Origin of the sequence: Mesorhizobium sp. M1409 (assembly GCF_040317535.1) — a bacterium.
Lineage (GTDB): Bacteria > Pseudomonadota > Alphaproteobacteria > Rhizobiales > Rhizobiaceae > Mesorhizobium.
On the sequence record NZ_JAMYKV010000060.1, the window covers coordinates 1 to 22070 of the forward strand.

At 59.2% G+C, this 22070-nt stretch carries 22 protein-coding genes and 1 pseudogene; 9 read left to right on the top strand and 14 right to left on the bottom strand.

Annotation, left to right across the window (positions count from 1 at the left end):
* A partial coding sequence (locus tag NKG99_RS30590; RefSeq protein WP_352872922.1) for a hypothetical protein occupies window positions 1-262 on the bottom strand: 262 nt, incomplete at its 3' end.
* Window positions 259-450 (bottom strand): hypothetical protein, encoded by a 192-nt coding sequence (locus NKG99_RS30595; RefSeq protein ID WP_352872923.1) that lies wholly within the window; start codon window positions 448-450, stop codon window positions 259-261. The genes NKG99_RS30590 and NKG99_RS30595, both read right to left, overlap by 4 nt.
* A gap of 357 nt (window positions 451-807) precedes the next feature.
* Here NKG99_RS30595 and NKG99_RS30600 point away from each other — a divergent pair, with 357 nt between their 5' ends.
* From NKG99_RS30600 to NKG99_RS30610, 3 genes are all read left to right on the top strand, one after another.
* Complete coding sequence (locus NKG99_RS30600; RefSeq protein ID WP_352872924.1) at window positions 808-1002, top strand: hypothetical protein; 195 nt, start codon at window positions 808-810, stop codon at window positions 1000-1002.
* Window positions 1003-1840: 838 nt separating this feature from the next.
* Window positions 1841-3907 carry a sensor histidine kinase gene (locus NKG99_RS30605; RefSeq protein WP_352872926.1) on the top strand — a complete coding sequence of 689 codons (2067 nt, stop codon included), beginning with the start codon at window positions 1841-1843 and terminating at the stop codon, window positions 3905-3907.
* A gap of 513 nt (window positions 3908-4420) precedes the next feature.
* Entirely contained in the window at window positions 4421-5179 is a 759-nt protein-coding gene (locus NKG99_RS30610; protein ID WP_352872928.1) for a LuxR C-terminal-related transcriptional regulator, read from the top strand.
* Window positions 5180-5331: 152 nt separating this feature from the next.
* Here the strand turns inward: NKG99_RS30610 and NKG99_RS30615 are convergent, their stop codons facing one another.
* A complete protein-coding gene (locus NKG99_RS30615; protein WP_352872929.1) occupies window positions 5332-6402 on the bottom strand; it encodes a hypothetical protein in 1071 nt (356 codons plus the stop codon).
* A gap of 524 nt (window positions 6403-6926) precedes the next feature.
* Between NKG99_RS30615 and NKG99_RS30620 the strand changes: the two genes are divergently transcribed.
* Window positions 6927-7514, top strand: a complete 588-nt coding sequence (locus NKG99_RS30620; protein ID WP_352872931.1) for a sugar transferase — start codon at window positions 6927-6929, stop codon at window positions 7512-7514.
* A 172-nt stretch (window positions 7515-7686) separates the two neighbouring features.
* Here NKG99_RS30620 and NKG99_RS30625 read toward each other — a convergent pair whose 3' ends face one another.
* Entirely contained in the window at window positions 7687-7935 is a 249-nt protein-coding gene (locus NKG99_RS30625) for a hypothetical protein (RefSeq protein ID WP_352872933.1), read from the bottom strand.
* A 584-nt stretch (window positions 7936-8519) separates the two neighbouring features.
* Here NKG99_RS30625 and NKG99_RS30630 point away from each other — a divergent pair.
* Window positions 8520-9689 carry a PqqD family peptide modification chaperone gene (locus NKG99_RS30630; RefSeq protein WP_352872934.1) on the top strand — a complete coding sequence of 390 codons (1170 nt, stop codon included), beginning with the start codon at window positions 8520-8522 and terminating at the stop codon, window positions 9687-9689.
* Here NKG99_RS30630 and NKG99_RS30635 read toward each other — a convergent pair.
* Complete coding sequence (locus NKG99_RS30635; protein WP_352872979.1) at window positions 9617-9898, bottom strand: hypothetical protein; 282 nt, start codon at window positions 9896-9898, stop codon at window positions 9617-9619. The genes NKG99_RS30630 and NKG99_RS30635 overlap by 73 nt on opposite strands.
* On the opposite strand from NKG99_RS30635, the gene NKG99_RS30640 reads away from it, so the two are divergent.
* From NKG99_RS30640 to tnpA, 4 genes and pseudogenes are all read left to right on the top strand, one after another.
* The gene (locus NKG99_RS30640) at window positions 9779-10027 is read left to right on the top strand and encodes a nucleotidyltransferase family protein (RefSeq protein WP_352872977.1); all 249 of its coding nucleotides are present in this window, start codon (window positions 9779-9781) and stop codon (window positions 10025-10027) included. The genes NKG99_RS30635 and NKG99_RS30640 overlap by 120 nt on opposite strands.
* 168 nt (window positions 10028-10195) lie before the next feature.
* Window positions 10196-10390, top strand: coding sequence for a hypothetical protein (locus NKG99_RS30645; RefSeq protein ID WP_352872936.1), 195 nt, complete (start codon window positions 10196-10198; stop codon window positions 10388-10390).
* 232 nt (window positions 10391-10622) lie between these two features.
* Window positions 10623-10865 (top strand): hypothetical protein, encoded by a 243-nt coding sequence (locus NKG99_RS30650; RefSeq protein ID WP_352872981.1) that lies wholly within the window; start codon window positions 10623-10625, stop codon window positions 10863-10865.
* Between the two features lie 54 nt (window positions 10866-10919).
* Window positions 10920-11185, top strand: a pseudogene (tnpA, locus tag NKG99_RS36050) (IS200/IS605 family transposase); the annotation flags it as partial.
* Window positions 11186-11348: 163 nt separating this feature from the next.
* Here tnpA and NKG99_RS30660 read toward each other — a convergent pair.
* The 9 genes from NKG99_RS30660 to NKG99_RS30700 all read right to left on the bottom strand — a co-directional run bounded on the left by NKG99_RS30660 (window position 11349) and on the right by NKG99_RS30700 (window position 21986).
* On the bottom strand, window positions 11349-11597 hold the full coding sequence (locus tag NKG99_RS30660) for a hypothetical protein (RefSeq protein WP_352872940.1): 249 nt from the start codon (window positions 11595-11597) through the stop codon (window positions 11349-11351).
* 243 nt (window positions 11598-11840) lie between these two features.
* Window positions 11841-12857, bottom strand: coding sequence for a nucleotidyltransferase family protein (locus NKG99_RS30665; protein ID WP_352872942.1), 1017 nt, complete (start codon window positions 12855-12857; stop codon window positions 11841-11843).
* 23 nt (window positions 12858-12880) lie between these two features.
* The gene (locus NKG99_RS30670; RefSeq protein ID WP_352872944.1) at window positions 12881-14197 is read right to left on the bottom strand and encodes a polysaccharide biosynthesis/export family protein; all 1317 of its coding nucleotides are present in this window, start codon (window positions 14195-14197) and stop codon (window positions 12881-12883) included.
* A gap of 599 nt (window positions 14198-14796) precedes the next feature.
* Window positions 14797-15258, bottom strand: a complete 462-nt coding sequence (locus tag NKG99_RS30675) for a hypothetical protein (protein WP_352872946.1) — start codon at window positions 15256-15258, stop codon at window positions 14797-14799.
* Between the two features lie 81 nt (window positions 15259-15339).
* On the bottom strand, window positions 15340-16269 hold the full coding sequence (locus NKG99_RS30680) for a ParB N-terminal domain-containing protein (protein ID WP_352872948.1): 930 nt from the start codon (window positions 16267-16269) through the stop codon (window positions 15340-15342).
* Window positions 16270-16290: 21 nt separating this feature from the next.
* A complete protein-coding gene (locus NKG99_RS30685) occupies window positions 16291-17898 on the bottom strand; it encodes a hypothetical protein (RefSeq protein WP_352872950.1) in 1608 nt (535 codons plus the stop codon).
* Window positions 17899-18014: 116 nt separating this feature from the next.
* Window positions 18015-19403, bottom strand: a complete 1389-nt coding sequence (locus NKG99_RS30690; protein ID WP_352872952.1) for an O-antigen ligase family protein — start codon at window positions 19401-19403, stop codon at window positions 18015-18017.
* Window positions 19404-19420: 17 nt separating this feature from the next.
* Window positions 19421-20665 (bottom strand): glycosyltransferase, encoded by a 1245-nt coding sequence (locus tag NKG99_RS30695; protein ID WP_352872954.1) that lies wholly within the window; start codon window positions 20663-20665, stop codon window positions 19421-19423.
* Between the two features lie 16 nt (window positions 20666-20681).
* A complete protein-coding gene (locus NKG99_RS30700; protein ID WP_352872956.1) occupies window positions 20682-21986 on the bottom strand; it encodes a lipopolysaccharide biosynthesis protein in 1305 nt (434 codons plus the stop codon).
* Window positions 21987-22070: the final 84 nt, after the last annotated feature.

The window sequence follows — 22070 nt, forward strand, 5'->3', positions numbered from 1 at the left end:
TCCAATCCCTGTTACTCTCCCGCTGCTGGCCTTCGTAGTCAGGAATGCACGTGAAGAACACCGGCCGACGGTCGCGGCCTGCAACGTTACAATCTGAGCAGCCGAACAGCCGACGAGATCCCAATGCATGGAACCATGATCCGGGCCGAGCCGATCGATCAGCGCCTGGAGGTCGAGCTTGGTCGACTTGAAACACACCGGGTGCGCGCAATTGACGTTTGATGGTTTCGCGCGCGGCCACCGTATCAGCGAGAGTTTTCATCCGCGGAAGCGCTCGGTATGCAAGCAGATTTTGCCGTCGATCTTCATGGGCTTGTGGATCATCAGCCGTTTCGGCAGATGCTCTGGATGAACCTCCAAAAGAGTGATCTTGACCTGAGGCTTGCAGTTGCTGCAATCGAATTTCAGGCTCGGCGGATCGACCCCGCCGCCGTAGACCATCGTCATCATGCGTCAGGCGGATCGAAAAAAACACGTCTGCGAGTTTGACGCATGCGTGAAGCGTGCACCGTTTGTCTTTGCCAGACCGAAAAAGCCATTGCGCGCGCCATGACACGCGCAGGCAAGGCGCTCTAGACCGCGTGTACGCCGCTCTCCCGCGGGGAACCTGATGGCTTGTGGGAACCGGCCTCGACATCCCACGTTTCCAGTAATCGAACTTCAGGATAGGGATTCTTGCAATGGCGGAGAATTTATCTCGCGATGATGAACGGCGCGGCACCAGAAGGGTCCTCATGTGGGGTGTCGTGATCGCCACCGTGCTTTTCGTCGTGCTGCTGGCGATATTTGTCCTCGGCGTGAGAGGCAATGGTGGATAGCGAGATACCCAACGGCAAGGGTCATCCTTGCATCGAAGTGATCGAAGCCTGTGGCGAATGGTTCGTCCGTGTGGCCGAGGAAGATCAGGGACTAACCCGATCATTCGACCTGGAATCGCTCGCCCTAGCCTTCGCGGAAGGCCAGCGAATACGCCTGCAGCTCGACGAGTTCGTCCGGCTGTAGAGCGTGACCGACCAGCGCATGACGGCGGGCGATTTCGTCCTCGCCGCTGCCTTCTCACGATCTGCGCTTCCGCGGATCAGGCAAGAAGACTGCTGGACCATTATACCGCATGGGCGCGCGTCCATGAAATGGTCCAATCAATGGGTCAGGTTCGCCTGAAGCTGCAACAGGGCTACGATGATCGAGGACAAAATCGTCATCAGCACCGTCGCGTACTTCGGCGTGGCGAGGTCACGGCAGGTGTCGGGCCACGATGGCAGCCAGCTACCAATTGCCCATCTCCCGCTGGGCCCAATGTGACCCGTTGCGGGTCAATACGCTTGGCACCGCAATTGCGTGGATACGTGTGGGCTGGGGCGAGGGCCCGTCGCCTCGCAAATGGGGCGGCGGGCCTTTGAACGAACGGGTTTGAGTCGAGCGGCCCGGCACCCCTTGTTGGGATGAGGCTAGGACACCGGGCCTAACCGACGGGCAGTTTGTGAGAAACGGCGCCGGGGCTGGGGATTATATGCGCTCATGCTGAATTAGGCGCAAAGCATACGAAAGAAGTACGAGTGCAACAATCGGGGGACAACCGGTGACGACCGCCGTCGTGACCATATGCGCGAAGCCGCACCGGTGCTGATTAAAACAGAGTGGGAGTAGGAGGAGCGGCTGCGACAGCGTAGGAATAGGCTTCGCGTTTCCCGCATTTCACGGCGCTAGAATGCCATACGGTTTTTTGTACTCCTTCTGGACGTTTTGCTGATTTGGCACATCGCTGCATCGGAATTAGACCCTGGCGCCGACCGCCTTCGGGTCGTCATAGCTAACGCTTGTCGTTTCGCGGCTTGCCACTATGCTCCAGCGGATTCAAAAAGAGGACACCGGCGTGCTTCGTCGATCGGCTCGAGCTCATCTGCTTGGTCTTATCGCCGCGGCGGTTCTGCCGGTCTGGCTGTTCGCGGCATACTTGCTCGTCCAGTATGCACTGCAACAGCAAGCTCGCTTCGAACAGGATGCCCTGCAGACGGCACGACACGTCTCGCTGGTGGTCGAGGCAGAACTGATTAACCTGCAGACGATTCTTGACGGTCTCTCCAAATCGGCCACTCTCGCCAACGGCGATCTGAAATCGTTTCGCGATGAGGCTGTTCGCCTTGTGCAAGGCATGGATCAGGTGATCGCTTTGAACGATGCCGATCACAATCAGCTGGCGACCACCGACATCGCGCAAGGTGGAAATTCGCCACTCGTCGAACCGACAACGGCTGAAGACAGTGAAAAGCTGAAGTTCACTGGTGTCTTGGTCAGCAATGTCGTTGTGGGCCATCAGTCGGGCGGCTATCGCGTTGCTGTTACAAGGCGAGTGCTCGGACCCAAGAATGAAGAGTGGCTTCTTTCGATCTCGGTCCCGACTGCGCGCATTCGCGATGTCATGCTACCTGCCGTGCCGGCAGGCTGGACGGTCGGCATCGGCGATCGCGGCGGCAATTATATTGCACGGTCCACGCAGCACGAGAAGATGACTGGCAAGCCAGGACTGGCCGAATATGTCGACAAAATCGTCGGCCTGACCGGCAGCTTCAAATCTCGTGATTTCGAGGGAACGACGCTGCTGGCGGGTTATTATCGGTCAACCTACTCCGGTTGGTTTTATGCGGCCAATGTGCCGCTTGCGGAAGTGCAGGCGCCGCTTTGGCGCTCGCTCGCGGCGATTTGTGGAATAGGCCTTGCAGCGCTGCTGTTATCTCTCGCTCTCGCCTACGTCGTTGGAAAACGATTGACCGAAGCCACCATCGATCTGGCTGGCCGCGCCGAGGCGCTTGGCCATGGCCGTGAGGTCGAACCGATGTCCACATCAGTTGCCGAATTCGCCACGATTGCAAAGGCGATGGTCGATGCGGAGCGAGCGATCGCGGAGCGAACGCGCGAGCTGGAGACTGTTTTGGAGACGGTACCAGCAGCTGTTTGGTTCACCTACGACCCTCAGGCTCGCCAGGTTATTCGCAACCGCTTTGCAGCAGAGCTGATGGGGCTGCCGACCGACACTCGCAAGTCCTTCGGCACGCCCGACCGCGTCATTGATACCGTCGCAGTCAAGGACGGCCATACGGTTGCGCGTGAAGACCGTCCCTTGAGCAGGGCGATGCGGGGCGAGACGATCGACAATCAGGAATTCGCCTATACGCTTCCATCGGGCATGCAACGCCATTTGCTCTCCAGCGCACGTCCCATCCGCGATCCGGACGGTTCTATCATAGGCGCCGTGCAGATCAGTTTGGACATTTCCGAACGCAAGCGCGGCGAAGAGCAACGCCAGTTGCTGGTCAACGAACTCAACCACCGCGTGAAGAACACAATGGCTGTTGTCCAATCAATCGCCAATCAGACGATTCGCAACGCCACCGACCTCGCCGAGGCCGGACTGAACCTGTCAAGTAGACTCGTCTCGCTGGCAAAGGCTCATGACATTCTTACACGCGAAAATTGGAGCGGCGCCGATCTTGGTGATCTGATCACGAACTCGATTAAGCCGCATGCAGCGTTAGACCGCTTCCAGATTTGCGGGGAGGCCGTCTGGCTTCCGCCAAACATGACCCTTTCGTTCGCGCTGGCGCTTCATGAGCTTGCCACCAACGCCATAAAGTACGGGGCGCTGTCGAATTCAACCGGGACGGTTTCAATTGCCTGGAAGGTTGTCGGCGACGGCGTTCGCCATCTTGAGCTTGAATGGCGTGAGGAAGGAGGTCCCCCAGTCGCCCGGGTTGTGGACAAGGGATTTGGCACACAGTTGCTGAAACGGGTTTTTGCCCACGAGTCCGCTGGCGGCGTTGTCCTGAATTTCGAGAAAGCCGGACTGCGTTGCACCTTCCATCTGAACCTCACCGAGGCGGAAGCAGAAGACGACCGGCTGTTGCCTTAGCTAGGCAAGTGTTTGGCGTGCCTTGTAAACTTGGCGGACGACCCGTTTTTTTCGTCCAATTCCGCCGTCCGAATGCACCAACACATGGCCGCACCATGCAGCGGGACCAGAACGAGCCGAGCTGCGTGGCACCGGCAGCGGAGTTCAGTGCGGTCCTAAAATCGCAACCCATTCCTGCGAATCGCAGGTTTCCGCGGTCAGGCCGAGACGATCTCAAGCTCGCCATATGGCTGTTTCGTGACATTTTACAATTTTAGGTTGTTATGCTTTCGGGTATATTAGCTATCTAAAATATAATTACCAATTTGTTAACCAGGATTAATGCGCCTTTTCCACAGCATCGTTAGTATGCCTTCCAGGTTGGGTTACCTCCATAGGGCGGGGAAGCCATACGTCCGTGCGTTGGGCGGCGTATGCCACTCCTTGAATCCAATCATCGGCTAAAGTTCACGCTTCTGACAAACTTGCGAGGGAGCCAAACCAAAGGAAGCGACGGAGAGGAGTGAGTAAACGATGGGACATCCCCAAATTTCCGATTTTTGGAATGACGCAACAAGACCGGTACACGATGGATATCTGCCGGACGCGAATGGTCTTGGCAGGTCCGATCTCGGCGAAGGACGTCCAAGCGATGGCTTTGTCATGATCGTCGACAAGCGAGCACTTGAACGTGAATGCCTTGCGCGCGGTCTTGTCGAACACAATCCTACCTTGCGCGTTAGCGCGGTAGGATCGCTTGACGAAATCCAACATATTGCCGGAGAAGCGGAGCCATCCGCGGTCCTTGTAATTCTTGGTGCCAGAAAGGTCACAGACGAGAGTGTTCGGGCGGAACTTGCGCACTTCATTTCCGAGTTTGGCACCGTACCCGTCATCGTCGTGGTGGATTCCGACGAGCCGGGGGAGATTCTCGCGGCTCTCGAATGCGGCGCCCGAGGCTATATTCCTACAAGCGTGAAGGTCAAGGTCGCGGCCGAGGCTATTGGTCTCGCTCGTGCCGGAGGGATCTTTGTCCCCGCCAGCTGCGTGCTGGCTCTTCGAGAGATCATCCACTCGACCGCAAACGGGCCCCATCCGCTCACCGGCATGTTCACCTCTCGCGAGGCTGCGGTTGTGGAGGCGCTCAGGACAGGCAAGGCGAACAAGATAATTGCTTACGAGCTCAGCCTCTGCGAGAGCACTGTCAAGGTCCACATCCGAAATATCATGAAAAAACTCAAGGCTACAAACCGCACCGAGGTGGCGTATAAACTTAGACAAATGATGCTTTGAAGGCTGTGCAATCGATCTTTGCCTGGCCGGCTCTGGCAATATAACTGCCGGGCACGCTAAGGGCGCGACCACAGCTCGGCGTTCTGATCCAAGGCTCCGAAGGTCGATGGTATCGTCCGAGCCTTTTCGCGACCGGCACGCTTGGCGTATGTTCAGGCACGTCCCCAGCCAACCGTTGCCGACCTTGCCGTCACGAGAAATCCAACGCTGTCCCCTCCAAGCTCTGCGCCACGATATGCAGCTTCCGCGGCCTTCAGCCCTCCCGTCAGTCTACGGACGATTGGCGCCGATCCGAGTACGTCAAGTGGAAGGGCTAGCTGACCACGGGCGGGCCGCTTCTGTGGCCAGACCCTGAGGCCGAAATAGCTTGCGGCCGAGCGATCGATCCCGCCGCTGAACTGCACCAGCAGCGCTTGGCGAGAGTTCCGGGCAATCCGGCCCAGGCGATTAATGTCCATTGGTGGCTTGTCGGACGGCCTCATCGCGACCACGATCACATCCCATGCATCGTCGGTCAGGAGCATGGGGTGCGAAAAGACACTTACTGTGGCCCCGCTCTCGCGCAGCGTTTGCTCAAGGGACGGCGCACAGGGCGTGTCACAGACGATGGCGAGCCTGGCGGCACGTGGATCGACACCGGCATCGCCGAGCAAGATGCAGCATAACCGCGCGAATTCCGGCAGCAGATTTATGGCTGGGTGGCTGAGATTGGGAGCCGCAACTTTGATGCCGGCCTCGTCACAGGCGTCGAAGTCTACAACGCCCGGCCGAAGCTCCCATGGTTCAGCCATTAGCGAAACAACCGCATCCGAGGGTAAGAGTTCGATAAGCGATCTCGAAATTGGGCCGACCTGGAGACAGTTCGTGACGAGGTCGACGTCCTGCCATTTGCGGCTGCCGATGCGGTTTGTCACTTCAACGCGTTCGGAGACCTTAGCGTGTTTGGCAAATGCCAACGTCGTATCCGCGATGGCCGCCAGGCTCGGATGTCTGGAGGATATGCGGGTGAGCGCAATGACATGGCTGGCGTTGGCAAGCGCCGCCGCTGTGGCCGTCACCGCTTGGTATCCTGTCGTGGCGCCAACGACCACGGTGAGGCCGGAAAGATCGAGATCAAGCAAGGCTATTTGCTTGCGCACGATAGCAAGCACTTCGGCAAGGTCGATGTCGAGGATATCACGAGCAAACGACGCTGCGGCAAAATCACGTGGTAAAGGCATCATGCTGGGCACCACGTTGCGGGCTCCACTGTCAAATAAACCTGCGAGCTCCTTTAAGCGAACCGATCGCCCAGGGGGATCTTATCTCGGGGCGATGCACGTGCATTTCTTGCATTGTTTTGACGGACGCCTTGCGGCCCCTCGCGCATTTAGTGCGACGGCCTCTATTTGCTTGGCACTCCGATCTCTTGGTGGCTGAGCCAATGCAGACTTTGGCAATACAGCCGAACCCGCCCAAACTGCTACCGCAGCAAACGGATGTTAGGTGATACGCCGTTTGATCAGAAGGCTTAAAGACACGACGCCAATGAGGCGCGGATCAGGCTTAGGAGTAACGCGCACCGGGTACGCTACCTCCTTTGCTTCTCTTGCCAAGAGTCCCAAGTCGCTGTGAAGTTGGACGGCAACACCAACAACGTTTCTTGGTGAAACCGGTGACAATCAGCGCATTTGACATAAAGCGTCGCAGCCCCGGCATCCAGATCGGCCAAAACCTCCCTCCGCTTGGAGGCCGGCCCAAGAGGATAATGGACGTGACGGTTGCATTGATCGCCCTTGTCCTTGCTGCTCCGATCATGCTGGCGGTTACTCTCCTGATATTGGTGACCGACGGCCGACCGGCGATATTCTCCCACACCCGAGTCGGGTTCAACGGCAAGCGCTTCGCCTGCTACAAGTTCAGGACCATGGTCGCGAACTCCGAGCAGGTTCTGGCAGACTATCTCGCCAGCAATCCCGAAGCCGCCAAGGAGTGGCAGCAGAATTGGAAATTCAAGAAGGACCCGCGCATCACATTCCTGGGGCACATCCTCAGGAAGTCGAGCCTTGATGAACTGCCCCAACTCATCAACGTGGTGCGCGGCGAGATGAGTTGCGTCGGCCCTCGGCCGGTCGTCCCCGAGGAACTGCAACGTTACGGAGCCTGTGCGATCGATTACCTTCGAACCCGGCCCGGGCTGACCGGCCTGTGGCAAGTGACGGGCAGAGACGCAATAGATTATCCCAGCCGTGTCTCTATCGACAGCCGCTACGTTCGGAACTGGTCCATATGGGCCGATGTTCTCATTCTCATTCGGACGGTCTTCGCCGTGATGAGATTCGATCATGCGTCTTGACTAAAGCGCGTCGCAGCGAAACGGATTCAGGCGTTGTTTGATGTATGTCGTTCTCCAAAACCGCTGCGCACTTTTGGGCGACATGCATTAGCGAGAGAAAGGCAGCGAACCCTAGCGGTATGACTGCGTCGAACACGTCCGGCGCCGGCGACAACACGGCAGCTGCGGTCCGTCATTGCTCATGGGTGAGGCCGCGACGCCACACGACGCCAAGGAGGACGCCGAGCAGGTAGGCGCACTGCAGCGTGACAACGAAAAGCAGGATCGAAAGCAGACGGTCCCAGTCAAGCAAGCTGCCGATGCCGCCAGCAACGGCGCTGACCAGGACAATCACCGCGGTCGCGACGATGAGTGCCGGTGCTCGAACACGAAATCCGAGCAAAATGCCGATCCCGCCGACGGCGATTAGGCCCCAAAGCACGGCGTTCTCCTATGGTGTGGAAGACTCAGTGCCACGCCCAAGTCTCGCACATCTCAGAATCCGTACCAACGCCCAATCCGACAGCACTGCCTGACCTGCTCCTGATCAGACGGCAGGAGTCGCCGCGCCGCCGCCGCTTGCACAAAAGGCGTAGGACATCTTCTCCCAATGACGCTTTTTCGCTCATTTCCTTGTCTATCCGCGCAGCCTACGCTGCATGAAATAGGGGCGCGGAACATTCACCCGCGGTGCGGCAGCGCGCCTTTAATCCCGCGTTGGGTGCGCGTGGCTACCGGATGAGCCAATCCTGTCCGCATTGTCGCTGCCGCCGTCCGGTTTCAGGATCCTGACGGGGCCGACGCGCGCGAATACTGGAACAAGGCGCATCTCCAGTGGGTCGCGGCACATCAGAACGTGGCCCGGTTTCTCCGACGAAGCGCTGTGAGAAGTCGCACCTGTGGGCGATTGGACAAAATGAAAGTCCTGCCGAGAGGGCATTGCCGCATCACCCGTTGAACACACCTGCTTTGCAACAACAGCTTGGACCGTCATGGCGTTTCGGCAGACGGGAGGGGGGCTATCCGATGAATCAGCATGAGCGGGTTAAAAGAACGGCGCTCGGCCCCGCCGCTCACAGTCGTGCGACGTTTGTGACCCAGGGGCGGCTGGTACGCGTCAGAGGGCAAAATATTCTGTTCAGTCCATCTCGGCAGGCCATTTTCGCCGTCAACGATACTGCTGCCGAGATCTGGCGCTCCCTGGAAGGAGGCATGCCGCTGGACGCCATCTCGGGCGAGATGGCGCGCGCTGGCGTTGATAGGCTCGAGGCAAACAGGCACGTCGAGGCTGCGCTAAGGGATTGGCAACGGCTGAGCCTGATACGGCCCCAGGCGCCGTTGTCCGCGTCAGCTCAAGAGACTGTGAGCCAGGTGGTCGCCATTGCGGGCCTTAACATGCGCATCGTCTACCCCGCAGCCTGCGCTTTTCCCGCGATCGCCACATTCCGGCATCTCGAGGTCCGAAGCGAGACCGCCGACGTTCTGCTCCAGCCGGTCGAGCATGAAGGGCAGGTCCACTTGTTCCGGGATGACGACTGGGTTCTCTCCTGCTCGCCCGACGAATTGCCTGTCATGCTGAAAGGGCAATTGTTGATCGAGGTTCTCGATCGCGGCGCCTACGAGCTTGCTCTGCACGCGGCTGCGCTTCTCAGAAATGAACGCATCGTGCTTCTTTGCGGCAACCCGGGCGCAGGCAAGACAACGCTGACCGTGGCGTTGATGCATGCGGGATTCGGTTTTGCTTCCGACGATGTCACGCTGCTGGACTCCCGGGAGCACGGCGTGGGTTTGCCGTTTGCCCCCGCTGTCAAAGCGGGAGCATGGCCGCTTCTGGCCGAATACTACCCCGATCTCGATGCTATTCCGGTCTGTCGCCGGCCGGACGGCCGGCGTGTTCGGTTTGCCGTGCCCAAGGAGTTCGTGCCGCGCTCGCCCGTGCCAATCGGCTGCGTGATCCAGCTCCGTCGAAGCCGCGACGCGAAGGCTTGCCTGGAGCCGATCGAGCCAGCCAGCGCATTGCGCGTCCTGCTCAACGGCGCGTCTGCACGCGGCCAAGAGCTGAATGGCACCGCCTTCGACATATTGACCCAAGTCATCGGATCGGCGGGCACCTATTGCCTGACCTATTCGAAGCTCGATGATGCGGTAGAGCTGATCACGAAAGCATGCGATGAGGCAACGCGCTTGAGGCGCTGATCGCCGGGCTGCGCAGCAGTCCAGCCGACAGGACCGACTGGCATGCTGTGATTGCCCCGGCCAATCGCACGCTGCAAACGTGCGGCCAGATCCATCAACTGCCGCAGGATATGGGCGAGTATCTTCGGTTCGTTCACGACTGCAATCGGGAACGGAACCTGCGCTTGCGCGCCCAACTGCTCGAAGCCGTTGCAGCCCTTAATCGCCATGACATCGTCCCGCTCCGGCTCAAGGGTGCGGCCCCCCTTTTTCTTTCGCCGGCCCGCCGAGTTCCCAGCCGGATGACGAGTGACCTCGATCTAGCCGTGGGAAGAGGCGGCTGCCCAAGCCTGTCTTGAAGAGCTTGGTTACGTCGAGGTGGCGAGTGGCCGAGGCATGGTTCGTCAGCAGGACGCCGGAATGCTGGAACTCCGGCCGCATCGGGCGAGCCTTGACCGCCCTGGCTCGTCCAGCGAAACGGTCTGCGGGTGAATATTGCCGGCCCAGTCCGCGCTCTGCACTGGATCGTGTACGACCTGTTCAAGAAGGGGGATTACTGGCGCGGAAGGATTGATCTGCGGCGCCTTCATGATCTGGCACGATTGGCGGAAAGCGAGGATGTGGACTGGACGGCGCTGCAGGCGTCCATGGCAGATCAAGGCGCCCGCAATGCGCTCGATACCCAGCTCCTCGCCCTGCAGCATTTCTTCGGCAAAATGTGATCCGTTTCCATCAGTGGAGGCGCGTGTTCACGGCGACCCCCCGATCATCGGGCTGGCCGGCAAATCGGGCCGAGGGCCGGGCGCGCGTGCTCGATCGATCTCGCGCGGCGCATCGCTCGCACGCCCTCGAATCCCAGCACGAAAGTCTAAGCCTTTTGGTGAACTAGTACGCCCGTACCGGGAAGAATAGGGTAAGTCTGCGAAATCTTGGAACACTTGTGGGGAGTTTGACATGCCAACCGAAAAGACAAAACGCTCGCAACTGACGCAGGAAACTCTGGTTTCAGAGTCTCAGGCGCGCCGGGACTTTCTCAAGAAGGCGGGGCGTTTTGCTGCGGTGACACCGCCAGCCATAACGCTTCTGCTCGGCACAAGCTTGAGCTCAAAGGCGATCGCCAAATCGGGAGGATCACGCCCGGGCAACGGCTGGGGAGACAAGAACCATATTCACCTTGGCCCTCCCGGCCAAGTGTAAGCTCCTTGATCATCACGGTCGCTGAAAACAGCGTTCTGAGGACGTAGGGCTTTAGCGTATAAGCGTGGAAGCCACACGGATTGGGACCCAGTACCATCTGGTTTGGGTGACGAAGTACCCGTCACCCAGTGCTTGGTGGCGACGTTGGAAACCAGGTGCCGGGAGCGTTGCGCGAGACGGCGCAGGCCCATGAGATGGTTGTGCCTGCCAGATCGATCAATCGCGACCATGTGCACATGCTGGTGTCGATTCCACCCAGCCTGTCGGTGTCTCGCGCGGCGCAACACTTGAAGGGACGCAGTTCGCACGAGCTGCTGAGCGTGCCCGATGACAACGTCAATGTGACGTGAGTTTTGGGCGATGTCCGCCCAAAGGCGGACCGATCCGGCTTTAAAGCCACCGCCTTTCGCGATCAGCTCCCAGGCTAGGTCCCGGGGTCAAACCGTTCTTCGAGGCGAGCCTCCCTCTGGCCATTGCTTTGTCCTACGCCGGATCTTCGCGCCATACCGGCACGCGGTTGATCTTGATTGCCACGAGGCGGCGGATGCGCAGGCCGACCGCTTCCTGCCCGGTCGGCACAAATGCTTCGACATCGAGCCTGCCATGGTGTGCGCCAAACGGCATGGCAAGGAGCTGGTCATCCCCGAATTCCACGTCGGTATCTACGCTGCGTTTGAGCGTCTTTCTTCGACCATTGGCGTCGCGCTGCTTGATCTTTTTCGGCTCCGCCATCGTGACGTCTTGTACCGCATTCCCTGGGATAAGCTCGATATCTCAGACCCGGCGCGGCCGCGGCTGTTGTGTCCGTTAGCCGAGCTTTCTGAGATGAAAATGTCGACCGAGCTATGAGATTCACGGCGTAGCACAGAGGTCCAATAAGTCCTTGCACGATGCAGGGTTCGATATCGTCGGTATTTCCGGCGCCGCTACTATGGACCGCGAACGGTCGATCGCGACCACTGCGGCGGGACTTTCTCAATAGGGCGGAGCACCTGCCAATCGGCTAAATCTCATGATGTATCTCATTGCCCGAACGGGCCGCACCAGCACTGCACGGTCAATCGCGGCGTATTTCTTTTCCTCGAAAAGCAAAGTCTGCCGGTGGTAGAGCAGGTGGTAGAACGCGCCTCGACGAGGAGCTGCATAGTCGTCGAACCGACAAAGCCGCGCCAAGTTTTCCAGATAGAGGCCCAAGGCGAGCTTCCTGGCGCGGGACTGGAACCGGTAGCGAACCAGCTCCCAATCGACCAGTTCCCGGCGGCATATCTCGCGCGCGTCGAGGAGATGTCTTAGATGCAGCGTTCCGAACAACAGTCCCCGATCTTGAATCATGTCGTGTCCGATCAGGAAGGAGAGCCGATCGGCCGGAGCAAGGATCCTTGCATGCAAGGATCCAAGCGTGACATCTTTCGCATCGCGCGACATGTCTTCTACCGGCATCGCCTCCCATGTCCCGGGCGCGGCGCCATGGAGATGCACCATAGCGATGAAACCGTCCTTGACGAGCTTTGCGATCGTGTGGCGGCTGGGTCCCTCCTCGCAGCGAAGATAGCCCACCTGCGTGAGGGCTTGCAGACCGCGTCCGGATTCATGAGGGCAAAGCAGGATGTCCAGATCGGCGATCATGCGAGCTGCCGAGAACGCATCGTCGGACTTCACCAAGCTGCAGGCACCCGTCAGAAGGATAGGTGATATTCCGGCGGCGTTCAGAGTTTTGAGCACGTCTTCCAGCTGCTCCATCAGGCGCTTGTTTCGAACCTCATTTAATTGATGAATTTCCTGCCAATAGCTCAGGAAATCCATTTGCTGCTGCGTATCCGGCCTATGTCCGACCATCGCAACAAAGAGCTGCGGCGTGACCAGATGCCTGTTCGTGAGATCGGTAATGCCGGCGAGATCAGTTGGGTAAGAACTCGTGCCCTCCAGACATCCGGCGAGTGTTTCCAACTGACAGATGGCAACTGGTTTCCGCACCTTGCTCAAGAGGTTCATTGTCTCGGTTCAGATATGGCTGGCTAGTCAGCCGATTGCGTTGTGAGAGCGGCAGAGGAGCCGGATGCGTCGAAATTGTTGTTGAGCAGAATAGCCACATCGAGGATATCGCCGGCTTCGACCGGTGAATCTTCGTCCGCCATCAGGCGAATGCTTTTGTTATCCGATGGACGATGAATGGTGATCCGCACGACGTTGCGCAGGTCATCAAGGCTGTTTTGTTCGCCATAGGTGGAAACAAAGGTGAGCTGCTGGGCAAGGAAGTTTGCCTTGTTCTGTGCCTTGGCCATGGCCATCTGTGCTTCCTGGATTTGCGATATGATCGCGACCTTCCGCGCAGCTGTCAGCTTTTCTACCTCGCTCTCCAGTCCCAAGAGATCCTGTTGCTTTTTGCTATCCTGGACCTCGAGCTGGGCCAATTCGGCTAGGTAGTTGTTGTAACCACGCTCGGCCGCGAGCAAATCGGAGTTCTTAATGAGCGCCTTGGATTTGAGTTGCCTGGCGGTCTCAACTTCCTTGAGCTGGTCGGCCGTTACCATTTCCTTGTTGCTTCGAGCCCGCGAGATGGATTCCACCTCGCGGGCTGCTTCGGCGATCACCGCCTGCAATTCCCGGACCTGCCGGTCGAAATCGGCTCGGCGAACCTGAAGTTGCGCTTCCTCCGAGGAAATAATGTCCGCCACCACTTCAGGCGCCAGTTCGACAGGGATTTTGGCCGGTGGCGAAAACGAACTGCTATCCCGAAGCTCCGCTCTTAGGCGCTCCAACTGGACCTCGTACCTGAATATGTCGATGATCCGCTCGACCTGGTCGCTTCTTATATCCGCGATTGTAAGCGAGGGCGCCTTATCGCCGATCCGAACTGCCTTGAAGCCGCCGGCAATCGCCAGCGCGTGTCGGACCGACATTCCCGGTTTGTAAGGGTAGGCACCGGGCTGGGCGACCGCCCCGCTGATGAAGAACGGCCGATATTCCGCAATGTCTACCTGAACGAACGGATCAAGGAGCAGTTCGCGTTCCCGGAATGCTGCCTCAATGCTTTTCACGAGGTTGCGAACCGACTGACCTTGCGCCTTGACTTCTCCCAATAGCGGCAAGGTTATGATGCCGGCCGGGTCCACAGTCACCTGCAGCGGATACACCGGTTCGCCATATACGGAGACGCGAAGCACGTCCCCGGTACCCAGGCGGTAGTCGTCAGCGGCCGCCTCGTCGGGATGAACCGTGCCAACAAACAGCAAGCCAAGGAACAGGAGGCCCAAGGTTCGCCAACGCGCAAGTCCTGCGCGACGGAAGGTAGCGGCGTGATGCACATTGGGGTGCCACATGGTCAGATGCATTGGAATGCCTTTCGACTGTCGAAGAACGATCCGATACGCGTGGCGCCCGGATCCAGTCGGCCGGCTCGCGGCGGGCCACCGACTCTTTTGTGTTCAACCGGAACCAACTCTGCTCTGTTTGACGTCGTCTCCCCGTTTTGCTTCGTTTGCGCAGGATCGGGATTTGGCCTGGAACCTTGCAGTGGTTGGAGCCATTGGGATTGCAATAGGCTTCCAGTTCCGTGTTCAGACATTGATCGTCGTGACGCTCGTCGTCGTGGCTACCAGCGTGGGGTGAGGGCAGTGTCCTCGGCTTCTGCCCAGAACATCGTGCTGGGACGCTGCTGTTCTTCTGCAGTGCTTGTATCTACTCGGCTTGGCCCTGGCGCTTCTCTGGCGGAACAAGATCGCCGATCGGCAAGGGATGATTTTCCGCCGGGACTTGCTGCACCTGCCGGGGCTTGCTGCATCTATAGCTAGCAGGTCTCGCTGAACTTCAGGACCACGACGGCGGTCCGGGCCAGGATGACGAACAGAGCGATCGACCAGCATCGCTCTTCGGAATACCTGCGCCACCGCACGGTCTGTGGTTAGGTCGCGGCAGAGTCGGATGACTGCAGTTAGAGAGCCGAACCAGCTCTACTACCAGCTCTTGACTCTCTCCCGGCCGCGGCGGCCAGTTTGAGCGCTCGCTGCCTTCCTGGTTGAGGTCGAGGGAGGAGCGAGGAAGGGGCGCCCATCATGTCCACTCTCGCGCTTGCCGCGCGTCGGCGTTCTTCGGCCAGATGCAAGTCCTGAATAGTGGATTCAGCCGAGGCGAGATCATTTTGCAAATGCGAAGCTTTATCCGTCGTCGCCGCCAAGCAGAACGTTCCCAACACCATGTTGGCGCTCAACAGGAACAGAACCGTCGTGACGAGCTCCAGTGCCGAACTTAGGAATAGCAGTGCGATGGCGCCGTTCGCCAGGAGACCGAACAAGGCGTAAGATTGGCGCCGGGCCAAGATAAGAGGCGGCGCCAACGACAGGCTGATCAGAGCCACGTCGCTGTATGATTGGGGCCAAGCGAACTGCAGATCCATGGTCCTCGACCTCTTGTTTGACGACTGCGCCGCGCGGGCATCCCAGCCGGCCGCTCTTCAGGATATGCGAGACGACCGAGTTCAGTGAAGCGCGGCGGTTGGGAAAAGGGTCCCGTTTACGTGCTGCGCCGTTTTACCTTGGAGCCAGCCGTTGCAGACGCGGGCCGGCACGCCCTCGAACAACCGATCGAAAACGGCGCGCGCACCCGAAACCGTGTAGATTCCGGAAACAACCTGAGGCCAGTAACTGCAATCCTCATAGCGCACGATGTCCACAACCATTGCCGGGACGGCTGCGATGGAGAAAGCCGCACAAGCTGCAAACCGATGATGCCCCGCAAGGACGATCCACCTGTAATTGTCGCCCCTGCGCAGTCCGATTACCTTCAAGGGATTCCTTCTGTTGAACAGATCAAAGCCGTTCGTGGCAATCGAGGCTATTAAGCGCTGAATGCGTTCCACCTCGAGGTTCAGCTTCTTCGCACCTACTGGGCCGAACGCAGTCAGCCCTTCGGAGAAAGATAACATCTTGCCGTATTGAAGAGCATCGAGCCCCATTGCGGTTTGTCTGCCGCGCAACGTTTCCTCGACCGACTTGTCCGCCCAAGGATATACCCATCCCGCGGCGGGAACGCCTTGCAATCCAGGTGCATCGCCCATAGTGACATCCACCGCCTCGCGGGCGGTGGCCGGCTGAACGGATCCATAGAACTCTTCCAGGATGCTGCGAATCTTGGACGTCGCTTCCAAGCCTGTTTTCGCTGCCAGCGCGGTACGCACAAAGGGGTGGCATGCGGGATGGAATGGTAGCCCCAGGCAGTTCAGCCCCCTGGTATCCTGCAGCCGTATCTCGATTACGGCCGAGCCTCTGATGCGGGGCATGTATTGAAATGTGACCGGATCGATACCGGACCTCACGGTCGAAGACACCTCGGCCGCGCGAGGCACGCGGCGCACTTCGTAGCCAAGCGAGTTGATGATTTCCTTCGAGATGAACCGTAGCAGCTTCATGCTTTGCCTCTGGAATTTCGGTTATGCGCCGATCTGGACCCAACCAGACCGATGTTCGGCACCTGTCCAATATTCGGTGCACTGCAGCAGAACGCGTTCGTTGCCGTCGCGTGTAAGAATCTGGTCGGCTCTGCCGAGCAAGCGGCAGTTGGCATCGTGGACGAGGGTGACCGCCGCGTTTCGGGCGGAGACGGTTATCTGCCGCCCCAGATCCGATTGCGCGGGTGCTGCAAGCATCAGCGGGTGCGGCTCACGAGCATCGATGCGGAAATCGGTGTAAACTACGGGGAAGCCATTCTCCCGGGTATCCGCGCAATCAACGAACAGTGTCTGAGCGTCGGAGGATGTCGTGGAAATCGCAATCGTGCCGTAAGAGGCTTCAAAGCTCGGAAGAGGAAGGTTTCTGTCCGCGTCCACCAACTGCTGATAGGGGGTGCCTCCAGCGCAACGCTGGTATTTCAGAAGCATGCCCTTATGGCGCCGGTAGCGGACAATCCCGCCTGGCGCGTGGCATATCAGCGAGTCGCGAGTTTGCCCCACGACAGCCGATTGATCGTCGTATGCAAATGCCGCCTTCCGGTGCTCAGGGTAGGGTTGATGGACGACAAACGTTCTGGCGTCTTCGGCCCGTCTGGCGCCAAGCTTTATCAAGGCTTGCATATGCGGGCTGTCCTGGCAGCGCTCATGCGCCGTGACGACTCCGCCGGCGGTCGCCGCGTCCGTAAAGACCATCGCCTGCCTGGCGAAATTGCTCTTGGACCCGGCGCCATGACGCAGCACCCCCTCGATCCAGGCTCCTTCGCGTAGGATGATGGGCACATCCAGCGAATTCTCTGCATACAAGGTGTTGGCGGTAAGCGTCGCCTCCTGGACGTCGAAGGCAACAGCGGTCTGGGCGCTCCCGTTGCAGCGCATGAATACGGTACCCGCATTGACCGCAGTACCATTAACGAAACTCCGCGCGCCGTCCAGCAGGGCAAGCTGGAGAACGTTGATGAAGCTGTCGTCGAAAGTATTCTGTCCTGCGAGCAGCGGGATGGGGCAGCTGTGGATCCATACTCTCGCGAAGGCGGTGCCGGTGAACGGGTCAGGATAAAATTCGTTCGTCGGGGCATCGAAGCGGGGTGTGCCGAACATGCCATAGGTGCCGAACGACAGGATCAGATTGCAGTCCCAAACCGATCCACCGCCGCCTGCCTTTGCACCTGAGATGAGCAGGTGGTTGGATGACGCAAGCAGCGCAAGTCCATCGAAGGAGGACTCGCCCCTGAGTTCGAGTTGCCCACTATAGTGCGAATAGCGGGTTCCGGTCAGGTCGAACAGCACGCGCACAGCGGTGCCAATCGCTGGAAGATTGCCCTGGCGATTGCGGCCGAGCAGCGGCTTGCCGTCCCATCCCAGGCATTCCGTGAAAGCCGCGTATGCCGCGCCTTTGATAACGCGAATAGTCGTGCCGTCGAAATGAGCCCGTGCATGTTCCCGCCCTGGAGAAACCGACCGTCCGACATAATAGGTGCCTTGGCCGAAGCGAACGGTTTTGCCTAAGGCGAAGGCTGCCGCGATTGCATCCGCGCTGTCGAACGATGGATTGTCCGGGCGCGCTCCAAACATCTCAGGTGTTACGGACATCTCCTGGTCCGCGCCACCGGATGCAGCGGGCGAAGCAGCCGAAAGCGCGCCGATCCCGGCGCTCGCCATAGCCAGGAAGGCACGCCGGCTTGCAAGCGATGTCCTACCCGTGCGCATCATGTTTCCAAGTGCCCGATTGCCGGGGGCGTGGACGGCATCAGCTGACCAGCTCTTCGGGATGCCCGAAACGACACGGGTACACGATTGGCGTGGCCGCGCATGCCCGCTATTTCACGCATCGCCAGATCATTTCGCAGGACGCAGCCGAAGAATGTTGCCAGCGCTACCCACTCGCCAAGGAACAGATGTCCCGCATCACCGGAGAGCCAAACCCGGAACAGGGGCAGGATGGGCAACATGGCCACCCATTCGAAGGGCATCGGGAGCACCCAGCGCTGCGGGTTGCTCGTGACCTTGAAGACGAAAGCCATCCAGATACCCGCCACGGCCAGGTAAAAGCTCGCCACGAGGAAGAAAGCAACTAAACCAGCCTGCACCCAGGCACTGAGAAACAGGTTGTGAATGAGACGCCCGTCATGTTCGGTGTAACCGTTTCCCAGCAGCAGGTTGTGTTCGATCATCTGAAGCGCCCAACCGTATTGGGCGACGCGGTTTTCCGTTGATGCGTCTTCGAATGCGAACCGGTCGGATATCATGCCGACCACCGGATTGTCCGTCAGGAAGATCAACACAGTTCCAAGCACAAGCATAATAGCAAGAGCCATCTTCATGACGAGGGCAGCCGTGCTCTCGTCGTGACGAGTGGCGCTTCGCAACAGGCTCGCCAGCAGCATCGACACGCCAGCAACGATGAGCACCGATCGCGTATTCAGCATGAGGATCAGGAACAAGGCGAGTAATGTCAGGCCGACTCCTCTCCAGTCGGCGCCGCGCCGGCCATAGCCAATCCGAAAGATCAGGCTCATCACGAAAATGCTCACCGCCACCCCGTTCTTTAAGGCGGCCGCCACAGCCAGGTCTTCGCCGTCGCTGTATGCGTTGAAGACCGCGCGGAAGAAACCATAGACAATGAAATCGAAATCGCCCGTCGTGAGAAAATGTTGCAAAGCGACATACCAGCTCAAGCCCACATCCCTCGCGATGACTTCGATCACTAGAATGAAGAGAGAAATGCCGATACCGGCGCCGGTGCGAAGGGTGCGGCCAGGATCACGCGACTGCACGATAAATGCCGACAGGCATAGAGCGCCCGTTAGGTAGAAGATTTGGCGTGGAGCCATGTTCTGGCCAGGTGAGCCGTACAGCGCCAGCGTCAGCAGGAGCAGATAAACGGCATAGGGAACCAGCCAAGACGCATTCCTGCGCAGCACCGCCACGAAGCCACGACGCATTCCGGCACTGGCCAAGGTTAACATGATCAGTAAGATGATGCCGAGGTAGGCAACCTGGACTGAAAATCCTGCGGTTTTCGCTATTGGCGCCCACTGAACCGACATCAGCGCGATCAGCAGCCCCGCCGGATGAAAGGCTTTCAGAGCGCTCACCTGAAACTCCTGAAACTCTAGTGCGTCCAGCGTCTGTCGACGCTTATGCGGTCATAGATGGCCAAAAGCTCATCGGTGTAGTCATTATAGCTGGGTATTTTCGCTCCGGCCGCGTAAGCGGCATGACTGAGCATTCTCGCCGTTGCGTCATGCTGAAGCTGGCCCATGAAGGCGGCCCATTGCTCCACATTGCCCGCCTCCACATGAAATCCGCTCTCACCGTGGCGTACGAGTTCCGCCGCGACGCTGCTACGCGAGACAAGGACGGGAAGACCAAGCCGCAACGCCTCGGCGACGACCAGCCCGTAGGTTTCGTACCAGCGGCTTGGAAAGACAACGCAGCGTGCCTTGCGCATCCACGAGACCAACTGGTCTGAGTTCAGCCAGCCCAACATAACCGCATCCGGATTGGCGCGCGTAACCGTGTCCCGTGCTTCGCCGTCGCCTGCGAAAGCAATCTTCACGCCGGCGATGCGTGCGGCGGCGGCGGCAATGTCTGCGCCCTTTTCTGGCGAGAGACGACCAATGAAGAGGAAAGTCTCATTATCTTCCGCAGTCACCCGCTCGTCGCTCCGGATTTCGACCGGGTTGGGAAGATAGTGCCATCGTGCCTCAGCCGGGAAATATGGGCGCATCAGGGAAAGCTGCCTGGCGGTGAGATAGATGACGTCCCTCAATCCTCTCGGCATGAGCCCCAGCGTCCGCAATACTGCTTGCCGCGCAACGCGCCAGGCCTTATGGCCCGCGTGGCGCGGATCGCACTGCGTCGTCAGGCATTTGGCGCCGAGCGCCCGTTTTTGGCAGATCGTGCCGGTTTGATAGTTGTAGAAGCCGCCGTTAGGGCAAGCCAGGAAGTATTCATGGAGCGTGAAGACGTGCGGCGTCTTGGATTTGACCACCACCGGACCGATGCTCGGCGACAGGGCCTTTGACCAACCATGCACGTGGACGATCGTGGTGACGGGATCACGTGCATCTATCACCCTTGCCAATGCGCGCGCCGCAGCAAGATTCCACAGGCCGCAGGTGGCGGCATGGAGACGGTCAGGATCTGAGAGAATATCGTGTGAGCCAGTGATTGTGCATTCGATACCCGCTTCATCAAGCCGAGGGTCGGCCGGACCCTGGCCCGCGACAAAGGATACGTCGAGCCCCTGGCGCTTGAGGTTCAGCGCGGATTCCAGCGCGATCTTGGCCTGCCCGCCGTTAACAAAGGCGTGGTCGTTTGCGATCACCACGCTTTTCACAGTCGAGTGTGTCATGGCTGTCGACTTTCGCTCAAGCCGCTCTCGGCGCGGCGGGGCTGGCGACCTTGGATGTGCTGTTCCGTGGCCAAATCGCGACGGCGACGGTCAGGACGCACATCCTGAAGACAGCCGTGGCCAGTATTGCACTGCCGGCTCCAAGCAATCCCCAAAGGGGAACGAGGATCGCGAGCAGGACAATGCATAGCGCAAGCGAGGCGGCCTGATACCTGAAGTAGGCCTTGAACCGGCGGTCCGAATGCATCAGGCTCTGCGGCAGCATCGCGAAGACCTTCACGCTGATCGCAAGGGCAATCAGCATCAGGAGATCGTTTGCCCGTGTGAATTCCACCCCGAAGAGGTTCGCAAGGATCTGCTCGCCCGCGAAGTAGGTCACGGCAATGCTGCCTGCCGATACCAGGACCGCCGCGCCGAAAAGGGCAAGCAACGTGGTTCTGATCGCCTTGGTTTCACCGTCCCGCTTGAGCCTGGCGAAGTAGTTCACCAGCGTCTGCGAGGCAGCGTTGACGACGAGAGTTCCGGCTTGCTGGAAGTACGTCACCACAGTGAGCAGGCCCAAGGCTTCCAGCCCAAGCCACCGCTCCACAGCCATCCGTGGCATGCTGACCAGCAGGGAGTTCATGAAATGGCCAACACCGATCGGACCAATTTCCCGTGCGAGCCGGAGTAGCCGCTCCCATTGCCAGGAGGGCCAGCACCACAGGCCGGTGGCTATCCGGCATGCGCGAGGATAGTCGTAGGCCAACGATAACGCCGCCCATACCGTCAACTGGGCAAGGAATGCCACGCCGGTCTCCACACCCAGCGAGAGCAGAGCGACAAAAGCACTGACCGTGAGCAGGCCCCGGATGGCGAGAGAACGCGCGACCTTGTCCATTCGGCCGGCCTGCTGGAACGCACCGTATGAAAGGTTGCTTATGGCCTCGAATGCTTTGGTGATCGAGAAGATCAGCACAATCAGGAAGGTAATATGAGATGCCGAAAGTGCGTATCCTATACCGATCGATGTCAATGCCGCGATGGCCGCGGTGAGTAGCACTAGGCCAGCATATTCCGAAAAGGAAAAGAAGCCATGGACATCGGTTGCCTGGCCGGTTCGGATGCCCATATTCGCCAGCATGAACACCGGTGTAGTGATAGCCATGGCAAGCCCGAATTCACCCACCGCTTCCGGTCCCTTGAAGCGGGCGAGGGCCGAAAGAACGCACATCTGCGTCAGGACATACCAGAGCTGGCCTGCCACCGAATAAGACAGGTTGTAGGCAAGGCCCAGCTCGTCCCTGTTCCGGCCGATGGCGATATGTTTTTCTTTATGCATGTGGATGCCCGAAGGCTGTTTCCGTCTCTCTCATTAAGGAGCGACGCGACGCTGGTTAGCAGGAACTGGGTTCCGGGACCGGCA